Origin of the sequence: Neorhizobium sp. LMR1-1-1.1 (genome assembly GCF_040675795.1) — a bacterium.
GTDB classification, from domain to species: domain Bacteria; phylum Pseudomonadota; class Alphaproteobacteria; order Rhizobiales; family Rhizobiaceae; genus Neorhizobium; species Neorhizobium cellulosilyticum.
This window is the reverse complement of sequence record NZ_JBEGHE010000027.1, coordinates 13721-29831: the sequence shown is the minus strand read 5'-3', so window position 1 is coordinate 29831 and position 16111 is coordinate 13721. Positions and strand designations below refer to the sequence as shown.

General features: G+C 58.7%; 16 protein-coding genes. 9 read left to right on the top strand and 7 right to left on the bottom strand.

All coding sequences use genetic code 11. The annotated features are described in order from the left end of the window. Positions 1 to 11: 11 nt before the first annotated feature. A complete protein-coding gene (locus MRBLMR1_RS18860; protein WP_500065637.1) occupies positions 12 to 890 on the bottom strand; it encodes an SDR family oxidoreductase in 879 nt (292 codons plus the stop codon). Between the two features lie 127 nt (positions 891 to 1017). On the opposite strand from MRBLMR1_RS18860, the gene MRBLMR1_RS18855 reads away from it, so the two are divergent. Continuing rightward, positions 1018 to 1641 (top strand): TetR/AcrR family transcriptional regulator, encoded by a 624-nt coding sequence (locus MRBLMR1_RS18855; protein WP_500065635.1) that lies wholly within the window; start codon positions 1018 to 1020, stop codon positions 1639 to 1641. A gap of 113 nt (positions 1642 to 1754) precedes the next feature. Here MRBLMR1_RS18855 and MRBLMR1_RS18850 read toward each other — a convergent pair whose 3' ends face one another. Then, positions 1755 to 2138: a winged helix-turn-helix transcriptional regulator gene (locus tag MRBLMR1_RS18850; protein ID WP_037078318.1), complete on the bottom strand. Its 384-nt coding sequence runs from the start codon at positions 2136 to 2138 to the stop codon at positions 1755 to 1757. A 136-nt stretch (positions 2139 to 2274) separates the two neighbouring features. Between MRBLMR1_RS18850 and MRBLMR1_RS18845 the strand changes: the two genes are divergently transcribed. The 3 genes from MRBLMR1_RS18845 to MRBLMR1_RS18835 all read left to right on the top strand — a co-directional run bounded on the left by MRBLMR1_RS18845 (position 2275) and on the right by MRBLMR1_RS18835 (position 5189). Beyond that, entirely contained in the window at positions 2275 to 3009 is a 735-nt protein-coding gene (locus MRBLMR1_RS18845; protein ID WP_500065632.1) for an NADPH-dependent F420 reductase, read from the top strand. A 14-nt stretch (positions 3010 to 3023) separates the two neighbouring features. Then, on the top strand, positions 3024 to 3773 hold the full coding sequence (locus MRBLMR1_RS18840) for an NADPH-dependent F420 reductase (protein ID WP_500065652.1): 750 nt from the start codon (positions 3024 to 3026) through the stop codon (positions 3771 to 3773). A gap of 117 nt (positions 3774 to 3890) precedes the next feature. Next, positions 3891 to 5189 carry an NtaA/DmoA family FMN-dependent monooxygenase gene (locus MRBLMR1_RS18835; protein WP_255743183.1) on the top strand — a complete coding sequence of 433 codons (1299 nt, stop codon included), beginning with the start codon at positions 3891 to 3893 and terminating at the stop codon, positions 5187 to 5189. 203 nt (positions 5190 to 5392) lie between these two features. Here MRBLMR1_RS18835 and MRBLMR1_RS18830 read toward each other — a convergent pair whose 3' ends face one another. The 5 genes from MRBLMR1_RS18830 to MRBLMR1_RS18810 form a co-directional block, all read right to left on the bottom strand. Further along, a complete protein-coding gene (locus MRBLMR1_RS18830) occupies positions 5393 to 6556 on the bottom strand; it encodes a mandelate racemase/muconate lactonizing enzyme family protein (protein WP_500065630.1) in 1164 nt (387 codons plus the stop codon). 312 nt (positions 6557 to 6868) lie between these two features. Further along, a complete protein-coding gene (locus MRBLMR1_RS18825; RefSeq protein WP_500065628.1) occupies positions 6869 to 7954 on the bottom strand; it encodes a tartrate dehydrogenase in 1086 nt (361 codons plus the stop codon). Positions 7955 to 7966: 12 nt separating this feature from the next. Next, positions 7967 to 9472 (bottom strand): tripartite tricarboxylate transporter permease, encoded by a 1506-nt coding sequence (locus tag MRBLMR1_RS18820; protein WP_500065650.1) that lies wholly within the window; start codon positions 9470 to 9472, stop codon positions 7967 to 7969. Positions 9473 to 9478: 6 nt separating this feature from the next. After that, positions 9479 to 9931 carry a tripartite tricarboxylate transporter TctB family protein gene (locus MRBLMR1_RS18815; protein WP_500065626.1) on the bottom strand — a complete coding sequence of 151 codons (453 nt, stop codon included), beginning with the start codon at positions 9929 to 9931 and terminating at the stop codon, positions 9479 to 9481. Positions 9932 to 9983: 52 nt separating this feature from the next. Next, complete coding sequence (locus tag MRBLMR1_RS18810; protein WP_500065624.1) at positions 9984 to 10949, bottom strand: tripartite tricarboxylate transporter substrate-binding protein; 966 nt, start codon at positions 10947 to 10949, stop codon at positions 9984 to 9986. A 121-nt stretch (positions 10950 to 11070) separates the two neighbouring features. Here MRBLMR1_RS18810 and MRBLMR1_RS18805 point away from each other — a divergent pair, with 121 nt between their 5' ends. From MRBLMR1_RS18805 to MRBLMR1_RS18785, 5 genes are all read left to right on the top strand, one after another. After that, positions 11071 to 11988: a LysR substrate-binding domain-containing protein gene (locus MRBLMR1_RS18805; protein ID WP_404946167.1), complete on the top strand. Its 918-nt coding sequence runs from the start codon at positions 11071 to 11073 to the stop codon at positions 11986 to 11988. A gap of 158 nt (positions 11989 to 12146) precedes the next feature. Then, positions 12147 to 13136 (top strand): alpha/beta hydrolase fold domain-containing protein, encoded by a 990-nt coding sequence (locus tag MRBLMR1_RS18800; protein ID WP_500065622.1) that lies wholly within the window; start codon positions 12147 to 12149, stop codon positions 13134 to 13136. A 241-nt stretch (positions 13137 to 13377) separates the two neighbouring features. After that, the gene (locus MRBLMR1_RS18795; RefSeq protein WP_500065620.1) at positions 13378 to 13839 is read left to right on the top strand and encodes an amidohydrolase family protein; all 462 of its coding nucleotides are present in this window, start codon (positions 13378 to 13380) and stop codon (positions 13837 to 13839) included. A gap of 21 nt (positions 13840 to 13860) precedes the next feature. Further along, a complete protein-coding gene (locus MRBLMR1_RS18790) occupies positions 13861 to 14178 on the top strand; it encodes an amidohydrolase family protein (protein WP_404946164.1) in 318 nt (105 codons plus the stop codon). Positions 14179 to 14775: 597 nt separating this feature from the next. Continuing rightward, the gene (locus tag MRBLMR1_RS18785; RefSeq protein WP_183687939.1) at positions 14776 to 14937 is read left to right on the top strand and encodes a hypothetical protein; all 162 of its coding nucleotides are present in this window, start codon (positions 14776 to 14778) and stop codon (positions 14935 to 14937) included. Positions 14938 to 16111 lie beyond the last annotated feature (1174 nt).

The following is a 16111-nucleotide window of genomic DNA, read 5'->3' as shown; positions in this document are numbered from 1 at the left end:
TCGGGCTCCTGTCACAGCATCTCTGACATGCCAAACGAAGTCAGCATCTCGTTCTGAATCGGGCGTACGGCCTCGTTCAGTCGATGAACGCCGAAGTCCAGACCTTCGGGCATGACGACCGTGCGCAATGGACGCCGCTCCGTGGCCTCGACCAGCTCCGCGATGGCATCGGCCACGCGCTGGGGCCGCGCGGGATTGGCCTCATCTTGTCCGTCATTGGCGTGCGCCTTGATCTGGCCCGGGATTGCGGCGACCTCTCCGTAGGATGCAAGCACCGTCTGGTCGGATGGCTCAGGGCTCGACGAATTGAGGTTGCTCGGGAATGGCCCCGGCTCGACGATGACGGAGTCGATTCCAAAGCCCTTTAGTTCGTAACGATACGCTTCGGCAAGCCCCTCGAGCGCAAACTTGCTCGCGGAGTAGGTGCCGAAGAACGGAAAAACCACCCGACCCATCAGGGATGTCACGTGCACGAGGAGTCCGCTGCCGGCGGCACGCATATGCGGGAGAACGGCGCGGTCTGCCCGTACGGCGCCGAAGAAATTCACCGCAAACAGCCGTTCGATGTCTGCCACCGTGTAGGCTTCGGTGACCCCGACGGGCATAAGTCCGGCGTTGTTGACCAGAACATCGATCTTTCCGTGCTGCTTGAAGATCTGGTCGATCGTGGAATTGACCGAGGCCTCGTCGGCGACGTCCATTTCAAGGACTTGCAGCACATGTCCCTCGGCCTTCGCCGCGTCGATAAGGTCCTTTCGGACCTTGGCATTTCTTCCCTCGACGTCCCGCATGGTCGCAACCACCGTATGGCCCCGCCTTGCGAGTTCCAGCACCGTGAGGTTTCCGAAACCACTGCTTGCGCCTGTGACAACAACGACTTTTCCGCTCATCTTCAGTTCTCTCTCTTTGAAATCCTTTGGCCGTAAACCACCAATAGACAGACCTGTATGTATTTGCAATCGCAAAATTTACAGAATAGTCTGTCTATATGTCGGCCAAGGATCTGAGGTGACGGAAATGCAGACGCGCAGCGTGCTTGAGTTTGTAGATGTGGATGGAAAATCGCTCGATGCCCTCGCCCCGCGAGAACGCATATTGAAGACTGCGTCTGACCTGTTTTACCGGCTTAGCATCAACTCTGTCGGGATAGACCGGATCATCGCCGAGAGCGGCGTGGCGAAGATGACTTTTTACAAGCACTTCCCCTCGAAGGCCACCCTCATCGCTACCTATCTGCGCCACAAGAGAGTCATCTGGTTCCAGATGCTCGCGACCGCGACCGAAAAGCCTGGCCTATCGCCGCCTGAGCGGGTGCTCGCGATTTTCGACGCGATAGATGAACCTCTCAGGGCAAAAACTTTCCGCGGTTGTTCGTTTGCGAGAGGATTGGCAGAATTCGGACCCGAGGCAAACACTCCAGAGGTGCAGGCGACAATTGCCGAGTATTTCACGGAACTGCATGAATTCGTTGCATCGCTGATTAAGCCCCTCGCTTTAGATAAGCCTGAGCAAGCCGTCATCCAAATCCTGTCACTCGTCCAGGGTTCGTTTGTTATGGCACAATCCATTCCTAACGGTGGAATTGTTAAAGCAAACCGCGATGCAGCCAGACTCCTGTTGGAGCATGGGTTGTCCGATTAATTCCTTCGGGCAAGCGCCTGTTGGCGTCTCCCCTCTCTTCGAGCCGCAAACCTTCGAACAGCCTGCTAAAAATCAATGCGCGACGCCCGGGTCGCTGGGAGTGGTATTGCCGCTTACGCGGGATCCTGCGACACCGCAGCACGTGCGTCACGTCGCATAAAAGCCCAGTCAATCAGTTCCGCCATGGATGGACCAAGGGCGATCCCCATCTCACTGAGCGCATACTCTACCCTGGGCGGAACCTGAGGAAACACGGTTCGCGTGACGATACCGTCTTTCTCCAGTTCTTTGAGTTGCTGGATGAGCATTTTCTGGTTCACGCCCTCTACACGCTTCTCAAGTTCCGAAAATCTTAGCGGCCCCTTCGCACCAAACAGCTGGCAGATGATGACAATTTTCCACTTGCCCTCAAGGACCTGAAGAGCGTCCCTGGTCGCTGCTGCCCAGATCAACTGCTGCTTGGGATCGTCGCAGCGCCAGTCTCTCTCTATAGCCATACTTACCTCCGGGTGGGTTACCCACTTTCGAGTAGGTTCTTGCCGTATCATCTAGCTATACCTATTCTTCGGAGTACGAAAAGTCACGTCTCCGTCGGAGTGCGTTGAGTTCAATACTCTCAGCAAGGGAATGACAATGAAGGTCGGAATCATTGGCGCAGGCAACATCGGTTCGACACTGGCACGCAAGCTCGCGGCGGCAGGGCACGAGATCAAGCTTGCCAATTCCAAGGGGCCGGAATCGATCCGCGACCTTGCCGCCGAAGTTAGTGCGACGGCAACGACCCGGGAAGATGCCGTAACAGGTGTGGATGCGGTGATCCTCTCCATCCCGTTCGCAGCGCATCGCGATCTCGCCGCGTTGTTTCAGACCGTTCCCGAGAACGTCGTCGTTATCGACACATCCAACTATTATCCGTTCCGCGACGGTGCGATCGCCGAGATCGATGACGGCAAGCCGGAAGCGGTCTGGGTCACCGAGCAGATCGAGCGGCCCATCATCAAGGCGTGGAACGCAGTGCTTGCCGAGACCCTTGCCAAGAAAGGCGCAGACAAGACGCAACCCGGCCGCATCGCCCTTCCGGTCGCGGGCGACGATCCTGAAAAGAAATCGCGCGTGCTGGAACTGGTCGAGGCGACAGGCTTCGACGCCTTCGATGCCGGGGGCCTCGCGACCTCATGGCGACAGCAGCCGGGCACGCCTGCCTATTGCACGGAACTGACGGCTGACGAGCTGAAAACGGCTCTTGGAAAAGCAGACCCGAACCGCTCGGCGGACAACCGCGAGACTCTGATCAAGGATTTCATGGAAGGGGGCGAGAGCCTGACCCACGACGACATCGTCGCCCGCAACCGCGCCGTAACAGCGTGAGCAGGACAGGAAACATCATGAAAGTTGGTATTCTTGGCGCAGGCCACATCGGAAAAACGCTGGTCCGTCAACTCAGCAGAACTGGGTACGATGTGAAGGTAGCAAACTCACGTGGTCCTGAGACGATCGCGCCATCAGTGCTTGCATTTGGCGGACGCGCCGTAACGCTCGAACAGGCCGTCGAGGACGTGGACGTCTTGATTCTCTCGATCCCTCTCAACCGCCTGCCCGAAATCGCTGCCAAACTTGCCGCTCTTCCAAAGGACGTCGTCGTTATCGACACGTCCAACTACTATCCGATGCGCGACACCGAGATCGCCGACATCGAGGCGGGCGAAGCCGAGAGCGTCTGGGTATCCGGACAACTCGGCCGACCAGTCGCAAAGGCTTGGAATGCAATCGGTTCCGATTCTTTCGCCCGACTGGGAAAACCTGCGGGTCACCCGGATCGGATCGCCATACCGGTCGCTGCAGACAATGAACGCGACCGACTTGTCGCTATGGCGCTTGTGGGTGATACGGGCTTCGACGCGGTCGATGCCGGACCGCTTTCGGAGTCATGGCGCCAGCAGCCTGGATCTCCGGTTTACTGCACAGACCTCACGGCCATCGAGATTCCCGATGCACTCGCCGCCGCGGAAAGATCCCGGTTGCCAAAGCGGCGAGACCTTTCCGTCGCTGCGGTTCAGGAGAGGCTTGGCGATACGAAGAGCAATCCCGACGCGGGCTTTCTCGTGCGTTTGAACAGGGCCCTGTTCCTGTAGATCGCCACTTGGTAGCAATGGATATAGTCCCCGGTAAAAAACTGATGACCCGCGGCCCGTAAGCCGCGGGGGCGCCGGAACATGGGATCGATAATGTCGCGTAAAATGATGATTGGAATGCATTTCGGAAACGGTTATGGCTCCCAGCCGGGCGCATGGCGCATGGCCGGGGTCGATCCCCGGAACTACACGAACTTCGACAGCCAGGTGCGCTACGCCCAGGCAGCGGAACGGGGCAAGTTTCAGTTCCTGTTCATGCCGGACTTTCCGGTGTTGACCGGCAATGTCGAAACCGAAGCGCCGATGATTAACATCGATCCGATGATGACGCTCGCGGCCGTCGCGCGCGGGACCGAACGGATCGGATTGGTCGCGACCGGTTCGACCACCTTCAACGAGCCCTATAATCTGGCGCGCCAATTCAAGGCCCTCGACCTGATGAGCCACGGCCGGGCGGGATGGAACGCGGTTCCGACCAGCGATCCCGCGATCGCGGCCAATTACGGTCGCGACTTGCCGTCCCGCAGCGAAAAGTATCAGCGGCTTCACGAGTCGATCCAGATCGTTCAAGCACTGTGGGGCAGCTGGGAAAAGGGAGCATGGCTGCACGACGCCGCATCGGGGCGCTTCGCGGACCCTTTCAGGATCCAGCCCATCAATCTACGAGGAAATCATGTCGGTTCAAGCGGTCCGCTGCCCCTCCCGCCGTCAGAACAGGGGCAGCCCGTCATCTTCCAGGCAGGCGGGGGCGACCAGGGATTGGAGGTCGCGGCCCGTTATGCAAGCGGCGTGATCGGGGCGGTCTACACCATCGAGGCCGCCCGTGCCCAGCGCATGGCGCTCCGCAACGCTGCGGAACGTGTTGGTCGCGATCCTGACGAGATAAAGTTTTTCCCCGGCCTCATGACGACGATCACGCCCGACAGACGAAGCGGGCTTGATCGCCGGATTGCGGTCAGCGGGGAAACCTTCCCGCAGCGCGTAGAATATCTCGGGCAGATGCTGGGATTGCAGCTGTACGCGGCACGGCTCGACGAGCCGCTGTCAACGGCTCAACTCGCGGCTGCTCGTCCGTCTCCGCGCGATCCCCGCTCAGCCCATGCCCTGAATATCGCAAGAGAGGGCTGGAGCCTGCGGGATATTCTGGCGCATGGCGTGATCGACTATCACCCGGTCATCGCCGGCCCCGCGGTCGAAGCTGCCGACCATATGCAGACCTGGTTCGAGGCGGGTGCGGCCGATGGCTTCTGGCTGTCGCCCGACGTCTACGAGGACGGCATCGATGCGCTCGTCGATGAGGTGGTCCCTCTCCTTCAGGATCGCGGACTATTTCATCGGGATTATGAGGGAACGACCCTGCGCGACCATCTCGGCGCACCGCCCCAGTACGGGCTTGATACGCGTATCATGCTGTGAACCGAAAATAGGCGAGCGCCAGATCGCTTTGCGTATCAATTTGCTTGGTCGTCTGAATGCCGGGTTTCCCCGACTCCAGACGATGATGGTCGAGAGCGGCTTGTCCGACGTCACAGATCATGGCTTTGAATCCTTGGGAGAGCAGGAAACCCTTGAAGAGAAAGCGTCAGGAGCTTCATGAACGCTCCTAACGTCCGATACCACTATTCGGCGAGTTCGCGCATGACCTTGATCAGGTCGGATTTGCCTTCGAATCCGATGCCCGGCAGTTCCGGCATGGTGATGTGGCCGTCGATGACCTTGACGCCGTCCGGGAAGCCGCCATAGGGCTGGAAGAGATCTGGATAGCTCTCGTTGCCGCCCAGCCCAAGGCCGGCGGCGATATTGAGCGACATCTGGTGGCCGCCATGAGGGATACAACGCGACGGTGACCAACCGAACTGGCGCAGCACGTCTAGCGTACGCAGGTACTCGACGAGACCGTATGACAGGGCGCAGTCAAACTGCAGGAAGTCGCGGTCAGACCGCATGCCGCCGTAGCGCAGCAGGTTACGGGCATCCTGATGGGAGAAGAGGTTCTCTCCGGTCGCCATCGGGGCATCGTAGAATTCCGAGATGGCGGCCTGCAGCGCGTAGTCCAGCGGGTCGCCGATTTCTTCGTACCAAAAGAGCGGATAGTCTCGCAGCATCTTGGCGTAGGCGATGCCGGTCTCCAGATCGAAGCGGCCGTTCGCATCCACCGCAAGCTTCGCCTCGGATCCGATTTCCTCCAGCACGGATTCGATGCGGCCGCGGTCCTCGTCGATCGAGGCGCCGCCGATCTTCATCTTCACGACATTGTAGCCGCGGTCGAGATAGCCGCGCATCTCCTTGCGGAGCGCGCTGTTGTCCTTGCCCGGATAGTAGTAGCCGCCGGCGGCGTAGACGAAAACCTTCGGATTGGCTTCCCGGCCCTTCATGTCGGCGAGATGGCGGAACAGCGGCTTGTCCTCGATCTTGGCGACCGCATCCCAGACCGCCATGTCGAGCGTTCCGACCGCAACCGAGCGCTCGCCGTGACCGCCAGGCTTTTCATTCATCATCATAGTCGACCAGATCTTGTGCGGATCGAGGTTGGTGCCGGCGTCGTTGATCAGGCTGTTCGGGTCTGCCTGCAGGATGCGGTCCTTGAACCGTTCGCGGATCAGGCCGCCCTGGCCATAACGGCCGTTCGAGTTGAAGCCATAGCCGACGACGCGACGGCCGTCCTTGACAACATCGGTGACGACGGCGACGAGGCTGGCTGTCATCTTCGAGAAGTCGATATAGGCATTGCGGATGGGCGAAGCGATGGGCTTAGTGACTTCGCAGACGTCGACGATACGCATTTGAATCTCCGGTTCAGTTTTTAGGTAGGTAGCGAATGTTGTCTCTCTGCCGCACCTTCGCAGCGATCAGACGAGAGCACTAATGCCTTGGTAGCCGAGCGAGGCCACGCATTCCAATGCTCTGACGATTTGTATTAGTGCCGTTTCAGCATTGCCAGTTCTCGCAATTTGATGAAATAGAATGAGAACCTGGGCGGACGATAAGGATGCTTGACTGAATTGCTCTATCCGCCTCCATAGAATCGAATACCCGGCGATGCCAATTCGGCTTCATTGAGCGGCTGCCGGCATATTCAGCGCCACGGCATGTCATCAAAGGGTTTCCGCAACGGCCTTTCCGCAAGTGACGGTGTCCGCATCTCCGCCCAGGTCGCGTGTCCGCAGCCTTTGGTCCGCGAGAACGGTCTCGATGCCAGCCATCACGGCAGCGCTGGCTTCATACTCTCCGAGATGGTCCAGCATCATCGCTGCCGACCATATCTGTCCGATAGGGTTGGCAATGCCCTGTCCCGCAATGTCCGGCGCTGATCCGTGAACGGGTTCGAACAGGGAGGGAAATTTCCGCTCCGGATTGATGTTTCCCGACGGCGCGATGCCGATCGTACCCGTGCAGGCCGGCCCCAGATCCGAGAGGATGTCGCCAAACAGGTTCGATGCCACGACCACATCGAAGCGGTCCGGGTTCAGCACGAAATGGGCGCAGAGAATATCGATATGATATTTGTCCCAGGTGATATCCGGATAGGACTTTGCCATTTCCTCGACCCGCTCGTCCCAATAGGGCATCGAGATGGAGATGCCGTTCGACTTGGTGGCGGAGGTCAGGCGCTTGCGGGGGCGGGTCTGCGCGAGATCGAAAGCGAATTTCAGAATCCGATCGACGCCGATCCGCGTCATCACCGTTTCCTGGAGAACCGTTTCCCGCTCGGTTCCCGGGAAGATGCGCCCGCCGACCGAGGAATATTCACCCTCGGTGTTTTCCCGGACGACGTAGAAGTCGATATCGCCGGGGCCGCGCCCGGCGAGCGGCGAGGTCACGCCCGGCATCAGCCGCACGGGCCGCAGGCTGACATACTGGTCGAATTCCCGGCGGAATTGAATCAGCGAGCCCCAGAGCGAGATATGATCGGGAACGACCTCCGGCCAGCCGACCGCGCCGAAGAAGATGGCATCATGGCTGCCGATCTGCGCCTTCCAGTCCTCCGGCATCATCTGACCGTGCTTCACATAGTAATCGCAGGAGGCGAAGTCAAAGCCGTCGATCCGCAGCTCGAAGCCGAACTTTTTCGATGCCGCTTCCAGCACCCGGAGGCCTTCGGGAACGACTTCCTTCCCGATGCCATCGCCGGCGATGGAGGCGATCCTGTAGACGCGGTTTGTTCTATTTTCCAAAGTCATGCTCCTGTTGGATCAGTCTTCCTCGACGAAGACCTCGTTGCGACGTCTCGCGATATTGGGGAGAAAGGCGACGATCAGCACGATGAGGGCGACCGTCAGAAGTCCTGCGCTGATGGGCCGGGTAAAGAAGACGGAAACGTCGCCGTGCGAAATCGTCATCGCCCTGCGCAGATGCTCCTCCAGCAGGGGCCCGAGGACGAAGCCCAGCAGCATGGGCGCGGGCTCGAAATCCAGCTTCGACAATACGTAACCGAACACACCGAACGCGGCCATCACATAGAGATCGAACGTGTTGGAGTTCACGCTGTAGACGCCAATCGAGGCGAAGGCGAGGATCGCCGGAAACAGCACCGTGTAGGGAACAGTCAGAAGCTTCACCCACAGGCCGATCAGTGGCAAGTTGAGGATGACGAGCAAAAAGTTGCCGATCCACATCGAGGCGATCAATCCCCAGAACAGTACGGGTTGTTCGGTCGCCACCTGCGGGCCGGGGACGATGCCCTGGATGATCATCGCGCCGATCATCAGCGCCATGACGGGGTTGGCGGGCACGCCAAGGGTCAGCATGGGGATGAACGATGTCTGCGCCCCTGCATTGTTTGCAGCCTCCGGTCCCGCGACGCCCTCGATCGCACCATTGCCGAAGCGCTCCGGCGTCTTTGAGATCTTCTTCTCAAGCGCATAGGATGCGAAGGACGCTAGTATCGCCCCGCCGCCTGGAAGAACGCCCAGAGCGGAACCAAGCAAAGTGCCCCGGCACGCCGGGGCAATCATCGCTTTGAAATCTGAGCGACTTGGCCATAGACCCGCCACGCGGCTAACGACGGCCGTTCGCTCGATCGTCGTTTCCAGGTTGCGCAGGATCTCGGCGATCCCGAAGAGACCGACGGCAACGGCGACGAAGTTCAGACCGTCCGCCAGTTCGGGCCGGCCGAGCGTGAAGCGCATCGCCCCTGTATTGATGTCCGTTCCGACAAGCCCGAAGACGAGACCCATCGAGACCATTGCGATGGTCTTGAGCACCGAGCCGCGCGCCAGAACGATGGAGGCGGCGAGGCCGAGCACCATCAGGCCGAAATATTCCGGCGAGCCGAATTTGAGCGCGACCGTCGTCAGCGGCGGCGCAAGGGCGGCGACGACCACGGTGGCGATTGTCCCGGCAAAAAATGAACTCAGCGCCGCGGCGGCAAGCGCCGGCCCCGCCCTCCCCTGCCGCGCCAACTGGTATCCATCCAGAGCGGTCACGGCCGACGAGGACTCGCCTGGCAGATTGATCAGGATCGCCGTCGTTGAGCCCCCATACTGTGCACCGTAATAGATGCCGGCGAGCATGATCAGCGACGTTTCCGGCGAGAGCGACAGGGTGATCGGCAAAAGCATGGCGATCGTTGCCGTCGGTCCGATTCCCGGCAGTACGCCCACCAACGTTCCAAGCAGTGTGCCGACGAAGCAGAAGAGAATGTTGTAGGGCGTAAGCGCAGCGCTGAGACCGAGCCCAAGATTACCGATGATGTCCATCATAGCCTAAACTCCCAACCAGGGACCGATAAGACGGACGGGCAGCCCGAGGCCATAGTAGAAAACGCCCAGACAGAACACGGTAATGCCGAGTGTGATGGCAAGAACGACAAGCGGTCTTTGCCCGCTCGCCGCGGCTGCAGCAGACAACGAGGTGAGCGCAACCGCTGGTACAAACCCCAAGGCGCGGACTGTCAGGCCGAACAGGATCGGCGCAACGATGATCGCGGCCAGAGCACGCAAGGGTGCAATTTGCGGGCGAAAAACTTCGATGTCCTTCAGGGCTTTGATTCCGATAACGACGCCAATCACTGTGATGACGGTCGACAGAATTAGGGGAAAATAGCCCGGCCCCATCCTGAGCGCCGATCCGACGTCCATCGTAAATATGGACGAAATGCCGAACGCTAGCCCGACGGCCAGCAGCGTGCCGGAAGCGGCAATGTTTTTGATATCCATGAAAGACCTCCGTTCGGTTAGGGGACGTCATCCCCCAACCGAACCATCACCGTTAATCTGCAAACTGACCGGCAGCCTTGATGATGGGGTCCCAGCGTTTGATTTCGCTATCGAGTTTGGTGCGAAGCGCCTCCTGCGTCGCCTGTTCCTTCGTCGCGGGCATGGTGGCGATCTGCGCGAAGCGTTCCTTCAAAGTAGCGTCGTCCATTGCAGCCTGGAGCGCCGACGTCAGCTTGTCGAGGACGTCTTTCGGAGTGCCCTTGGGCGCGTATACGCCATGCCAGACGCCCACTTTGAATTCCGGCAATCCGGCCTCGGTGGTCGTCGGCACGTCAGGCAGTGTGGCAGCGCGTGCTTCACTGGTAATCGCGTATGCCTTGACTTGCTTCTGCGTGATCGGACCGACGGTATTTGTGGCCTGGTCACAGGTCATATCGATCTGGCCACCAAGCAAATCCGTCATGATCGGGCCATTTCCCTTGTAGGGAACGGTTGTCATCTGCGTCCCGATCGTTGACATGAACAACGTGCCGCACAGATGGGATGCGGCTCCAATGCCAGCATGAGCATACGTGACCTTGTTACCGTTCTGCTTGATGTAGGCGACGAGTTCCTGAAACGTCGACGCCGGGAACTCATTGCGCGCGATGACCGTCATCGCGGCGTCGCTGACGAGCCCGATCGGTTCAAACGCCTCCATGGGTTTATAGGGCAATTGCCGGTAAAGTGCTGGGGCCGTCGCCATTCCGATATGGTGTACGAGGATCGTATAGCCGTCCGGATCTGCGTCCGCGACGCGTCGGGCACCGATCGTTCCGCCGGCGCCTGGGACGTTTTCAACGATGATTTGCTTACCGAGCGACTTGGACATTGCGTCTGCGGTGAGTCGGGCAATAGTGTCAGTTGGCCCACCCGCCGCATAGGGAACGACCATAAATATGTTGCGTTCCGGATAGTCTGCCGCAAAAACCGGGGTGACTGCTAGCGTAAAGGCAGCTATTGTTGAAAGTAGCTTCATGTCTTCCTCCCATTTGCCGTCGTCTCCAGCAACGGCACTCCTCAATGCAACATTCGCGAACAAGCGATTGACGGTCCAATGCCGTTTCGGCTTCAATTGGTGCCGCAAGTGAGGAAAAGAGATGGATACAGCCTGGCTTCTGGATTTGCGGGCACTCGCCGATACGCTGAATTTCTCGAGAGCGGCGGAGGTGCGCAACATTACCCAGCCCGCGTTTGGCCGTCGGATCAAGGCTTTCGAGGACTGGAGCGGATCCGTTCTGGTCGACCGGTCGACGCACCGCATCAGGATCACGCCTGCTGGCGAAATCATGCTGGATGCCGCAAACGATATTCTTCAAAGGATCGAACGGGCCGTCCACGACTTGAGCCAGGAACGATCCGCCACCGCGACCCTGACCTTTGCGGCAACGCACGCTCTGTCCTTCACGTTTTTCCCGGGTTGGATCCAAAGCCTCGGCTCGTCGGTGGCTACCGTGCCGATCCGGCTCCTTTCGGACAATATGAACGAGTGTGAGAAGATGATGGCGGAAGGCCGAGCCCAGTTTCTTCTCTGCCACTTCCATCCGAACAGCGAAATCCGGTTGCATGAAGCCGATTTCAAGCACGTGGAACTGGCCAGCGACGTTCTTCTCCCGGTGGCGCAAAAAGATAAAAATGGAACGCCGATCCATAAACTGCCAGGCACACCATCCGAGCCCATCGCTCATATATCGTTTGACGAGAAATCAGGCATGGGGCGGATCCTGGCGGCTAATCTGCCCCACGTCGGGAGCGAACTGCATCTCGCTCGTGTGTTCACATCTCATCTGGCCATGGTGTTGAAAGCGTTGGCACTCGAGGGGAAGGGTGTCGCCTGGATACCACGCAGCCTTGCCAAATCCGAGCTGGAGCCTGAAGGAACGCTCGCAATCGCCGGCGACGAGAAGTGGATGGTCCCGGTCAAGATCGTGTTGATCCGATCCCGGTCACGCATGGCAGAATTGGCCGAGAAATTCTGGACGACCGTCGAAAGTGCATCCAAGCGAAAGCCGGCATAGCGATGAGCGTGACTGAGCCCGCCGGCTAGGCACGCTCTTGTTCTGCAATATATTAACGACCGTCTAACGGGTGATCTAATCCACATTCCCTGGGAGAAAATCGAAATGAAGACGAAGCAGAGAATACTTCTGGCACCTTATATTTTGGAGCAACCATAGTGGCCAGCAATCTTGCCCAAGCTGAAGATAAGACCTCGCTTCCTGGCTACGCCGAGGGTGCGCAGGTGGTTCGCGTGGAAAAGACGCAAGGCCAGATCGATGAGATCGGCGGCGTGGTTTTTACGCAGATCAAGCAAGTTCGTGCCGTTACCCAGCTCGAAATGTCGCTGCTGGTCCCCCGGACCAACGAGTTGAAGCCGGCGATCGTTTATTTCCCGGGCGGCGGCTTTATCTCGGCGGATCATGAGAAATTCATCGATCTGCGCATGGCGCTCGCGAAAACGGGTTTCGTGGTCGCGGCCGCGCAATACCGCACGGTTCCTGACAAGTATCCGTCACTTGTCGAGGACGGCAAGGCGGTTATCCGCTATCTGCGCGAACATGCTGGTGAATATGGCATTGACCCCGCACGCATCGGTGTGCTTGGCGATTCAGCCGGCGGATACGTGTCGCAGATGATGGGCATGACGAATGGCGAAAAGGCCTTCGACAAAGGTCAGTTCCTCGACAAATCCTCCGACGTCCAGGCGGCCGTGACGATGTATGGGATCTCGAACGTTCTGGAAATTGGCGACGGCTTTCCGGATGATATCGCAAAGGTGCATCAATCACCGGCGGTGACCGAGGCGCTGCTGGTGAACGGCACGGCGTTTGGGGATTTCCCCGGTGCATCGATCGGTAGCGACCCCGAGAAGGCCTTACAGGCAAGTCCCATGGGCCATGTCGAAGGCAGCAAGCCGCCGTTCCTCATCATGCATGGAAGCGCCGACACGCTCGTTTCGCCCCTCCAGAGCCTGCAGCTCTTTGAGGCCCTGAAGAAGAAGGGCGACAAGGTTGAGTACGTTCTTGTCGAGGGCGCAGGTCATGGCGATCTCACCTGGTATCAGCCGCCGATCATCGACCGGGTGGTCGAGTGGTTCAAGGCCACATTGGGTGGTCCGATCAAGGGAAACAGCAGCACCGGGAATGCCAGCGGCGGAAATCTCTGAATCGAGCAAGATGGACGCCTCAATTTAAGTAGAGACAGACGCCGATTTGAAGTGAATTGGTCCTCAATCCTTCTCAAGGTCATTGATCGCGACGCCGCCACTCGCCTCTCAGTGTAGGAAATCGCCTTGTAGACGCCCTTGCAGCAAGGGGCATCGATAACAGAGAGACAAACTTTTGAGCGACTTACCGAACTATTCGGCTTGCTGACTTTTCCTTCTAAGCCTTCGCGGATCGGTAACTGTGCGGTCGAAGTATCGCGACGGCGTTGTTCCCAACGCCTTACGGAACATTGTTATAAAGGAGGTCGATCGACTTGCTGTTGCGGTAGAAAGACATCCCGATCGTTTCGCGGCATTCGCCCACTTGCCTATGAAAGAACCTGCGGCGGCGGCGGACGAACTGGAACGGTGCGTGAAACACCTCGGTTTTCGCGGGGCCTCTATCAATGGGACCACGGATGGACTGTTCCTGCACGAACCGCGGTTCGCACCTATCCTGTCGTGTGCCGAGGCGCTCGGGTGCCCGCTTTATATTCATCCCGGACCCCGCCCCGTTCAGTGCGGGATGCTTACTATGACGGACTGCCGGGCGATATCTCATCATATCTACTGTCCAATGCAGGCTTCGGCTGGCATGCCGAAACGGCCATTCACATTTTGCGCCTCGTCCTGTCCGGCACGCTCGATCGGAACCCGGGCCTGAAGCTCATCATCGGTCACTTGGGTGAGTTACTCCCAATGCTGCTCAAACGCGTTGAGGAGACCTTCGGGACGGGAGCAGAAGCGGGACGGCAGCGGACCGTATCGCAAACTATTCTGGATCAAGTTTGGATCACGACCAGTTGGCTTCTTCGACACGTCCGCATTTCTCGCCGCGCTGACCGCTTTCAATGCGGATCTCATCCTGTTCTCGGTCGACTATCCGTACGCCACGAACCGCGCAGGCACGGCATTTCTCAGCAGCCTGCCGGTTTCTCCCGCAGACCGGGAGCGCATCGCCCACGGCAATGCCGACGCACTCCTTCGTCTACCGGCAGCTTGATCAACTCCACAGAGCGCAGTGCCATCGTCGTGCCGAAGTCGGGGAAGGGCGATGGGCTTTCAATCGACGCTCATTGTCCCCCGCCGAAACACAGGGAGCGAAGCGAACACCACAAACACCGCGTAACAAAGGTCCTTTTGGCGGACTGGAGGGGATGCCGACAGGCGGACTGAGGCTCGCGGTTTCGTGCCATCGCAAGCTGGTAGCGATCCGGGAGGCGCTGATGGCGCATCCCGCCACATGATAATTCCGACCGAGTTGATTCAAGGGGAGATTTCGCAGGGCGGAGCGCGTGACCCAAGTCATACGCGCCGGAGCAAGCTGATTACCTTACATTGGGCACAAGCAGATTCAAGTCCGGTGGGTATTTTTTGAAACGCATCGCACCGGATCGTAGCTTCGGCGTTTATGGAGTACCGCAGCGCAGTGCGGGGGCAGGATTTGAACCTGCGGCATTCGGGTCAGGAGCCAAGCGAGCTACCACGCAGCTCTACCGCATCACTTGGAATGACCGCCTCTAATTCCCATATGGTCACTACAAGCGGCCGCCACGGTGCGTGGCCATCATCTGGCCGCTCCATCTCAAGGAGACAACCCATGACAGACCAAGGAGTCGCTTCGGCGGCAGAGCCCGCCTATGAACCAAAAGTTCTAGCCAAGAAGTTTAGGATACCTGTCGAAGACGCGGCCAAGATCATTGACCAATATGGCTCAGACCGTAAGGCCATCGACAAAGCTGCCCGCCGTATTGCGGCCTAAAAACAAAAGCGGCGATCTCGACCCAATGGGGAGACCGCCGCAGGATTACCCGTTGCTGAGAGGAGGCAGCGCCAGGCGATGGAAGACGCCAGCAGGTGCGCATTGGTATGAGGCGTCCGGCGTACCGTTGGCGGTGCCGCCATTGTCCGCAGCGCGGCTCGACATTGCAGATTGTAGTTACGATGGAACAGAAGCTGTGCTGCTGCATTCTCGCTTCCGTTAGCCACTTACATTTCAAAGGAAATGATTATGAACAACATTGTTTGGCTCGTTGGAGCCGTCGTCATCGTACTTGCTATCTTGGGCTTCTTCGGGCTGCGGTAAAACTTACGCCCGCGTTCAGAAGCTTCAACAACGTGCAGCATAACGGGGCGTCCGGTCCGAGTTCAGGGCGCATGGATGATTGGGATCGCGCTAAGTGCGCGACCCCTTCACCCATAAAGGGGCACCAGTTGCCGGAAACCTCCCTTGAGTCTTCGCCGATAATCCGCCAGCCTCCTAGCCTCCTCGAAGTTGTTTTGGCCGCGATCAGCAGTCGCCTCCCGGCGTAGATCGCATGTCGCCCTTCGCGGACCTCTCCGAGCTGCCCATGCTCTTTGTCGTGGCCGCCTCGGTCAGCACGCGGACGTATTCATCCTGCATCACATCGAGCGCACGACCGAACGTGTCGCGGTTTTCGTGCTCGTTGAAGATTTCCTGCTAAGCTTGCGAACCGCTCTCAACATTCGCTCCCTCTCGGCGACCGATCAAGAGCTGGCGAAGGTTGCTTGGGCCATACGGAAAGCCGTCTTCGCATCGCTGCACTCCCGATACGCCTGTTGGGTTAGTGTAGGCCGCAGCGAGTATTTTCCTAGCCTCGGCTTTACTGATTTTTACGCGCTCACCTTTCCGAAGGTTCAGCTTAGCGGCTCAGAATCCTCCGCTTTGACCATCCATCGATAGTGGCTTTTTGCCTGACGCCTCGAAGCTGCGGAGACATCGTGACCGACAAACTTGACTGCATCTTTCACAGCTCCGATGATCCCATCTCCGAAGATCTCGCCATCATATTGGTGGAGGAGAGATTGCAGTGCTCACGCGTATCAGTCGACGTCCGCTTCCCCCCGACGAGGTGTGGGATGTAGCCAAGATGGTGTTCAAAGATATTGCTGGCTGGCCTCATGTTTCTCCTCTT

Excerpts from the sequence above, each read along its gene's own strand:
- MRBLMR1_RS18860 (WP_500065637.1), bottom strand. The coding sequence starts at position 890 with ATGAGCGGAAAAGTCGTTGTTGTCACAGGCGCAAGCAGTGGTTTCGGA.
- MRBLMR1_RS18855 (WP_500065635.1), top strand. The coding sequence starts at position 1,018 with ATGCAGACGCGCAGCGTGCTTGAGTTTGTAGATGTGGATGGAAAATCG.
- MRBLMR1_RS18850 (WP_037078318.1), bottom strand. The coding sequence starts at position 2,138 with ATGGCTATAGAGAGAGACTGGCGCTGCGACGATCCCAAGCAGCAGTTG.
- MRBLMR1_RS18845 (WP_500065632.1), top strand. The coding sequence starts at position 2,275 with ATGAAGGTCGGAATCATTGGCGCAGGCAACATCGGTTCGACACTGGCA.
- MRBLMR1_RS18835 (WP_255743183.1), top strand. The coding sequence starts at position 3,891 with ATGCATTTCGGAAACGGTTATGGCTCCCAGCCGGGCGCATGGCGCATG.
- MRBLMR1_RS18830 (WP_500065630.1), bottom strand. The coding sequence starts at position 6,556 with ATGCGTATCGTCGACGTCTGCGAAGTCACTAAGCCCATCGCTTCGCCC.
- MRBLMR1_RS18825 (WP_500065628.1), bottom strand. The coding sequence starts at position 7,954 with ATGACTTTGGAAAATAGAACAAACCGCGTCTACAGGATCGCCTCCATC.
- MRBLMR1_RS18820 (WP_500065650.1), bottom strand. The coding sequence starts at position 9,472 with ATGGACATCATCGGTAATCTTGGGCTCGGTCTCAGCGCTGCGCTTACG.
- MRBLMR1_RS18815 (WP_500065626.1), bottom strand. The coding sequence starts at position 9,931 with ATGGATATCAAAAACATTGCCGCTTCCGGCACGCTGCTGGCCGTCGGG.
- MRBLMR1_RS18810 (WP_500065624.1), bottom strand. The coding sequence starts at position 10,949 with ATGAAGCTACTTTCAACAATAGCTGCCTTTACGCTAGCAGTCACCCCG.
- MRBLMR1_RS18805 (WP_404946167.1), top strand. The coding sequence starts at position 11,071 with ATGGATACAGCCTGGCTTCTGGATTTGCGGGCACTCGCCGATACGCTG.
- MRBLMR1_RS18785 (WP_183687939.1), top strand. The coding sequence starts at position 14,776 with ATGACAGACCAAGGAGTCGCTTCGGCGGCAGAGCCCGCCTATGAACCA.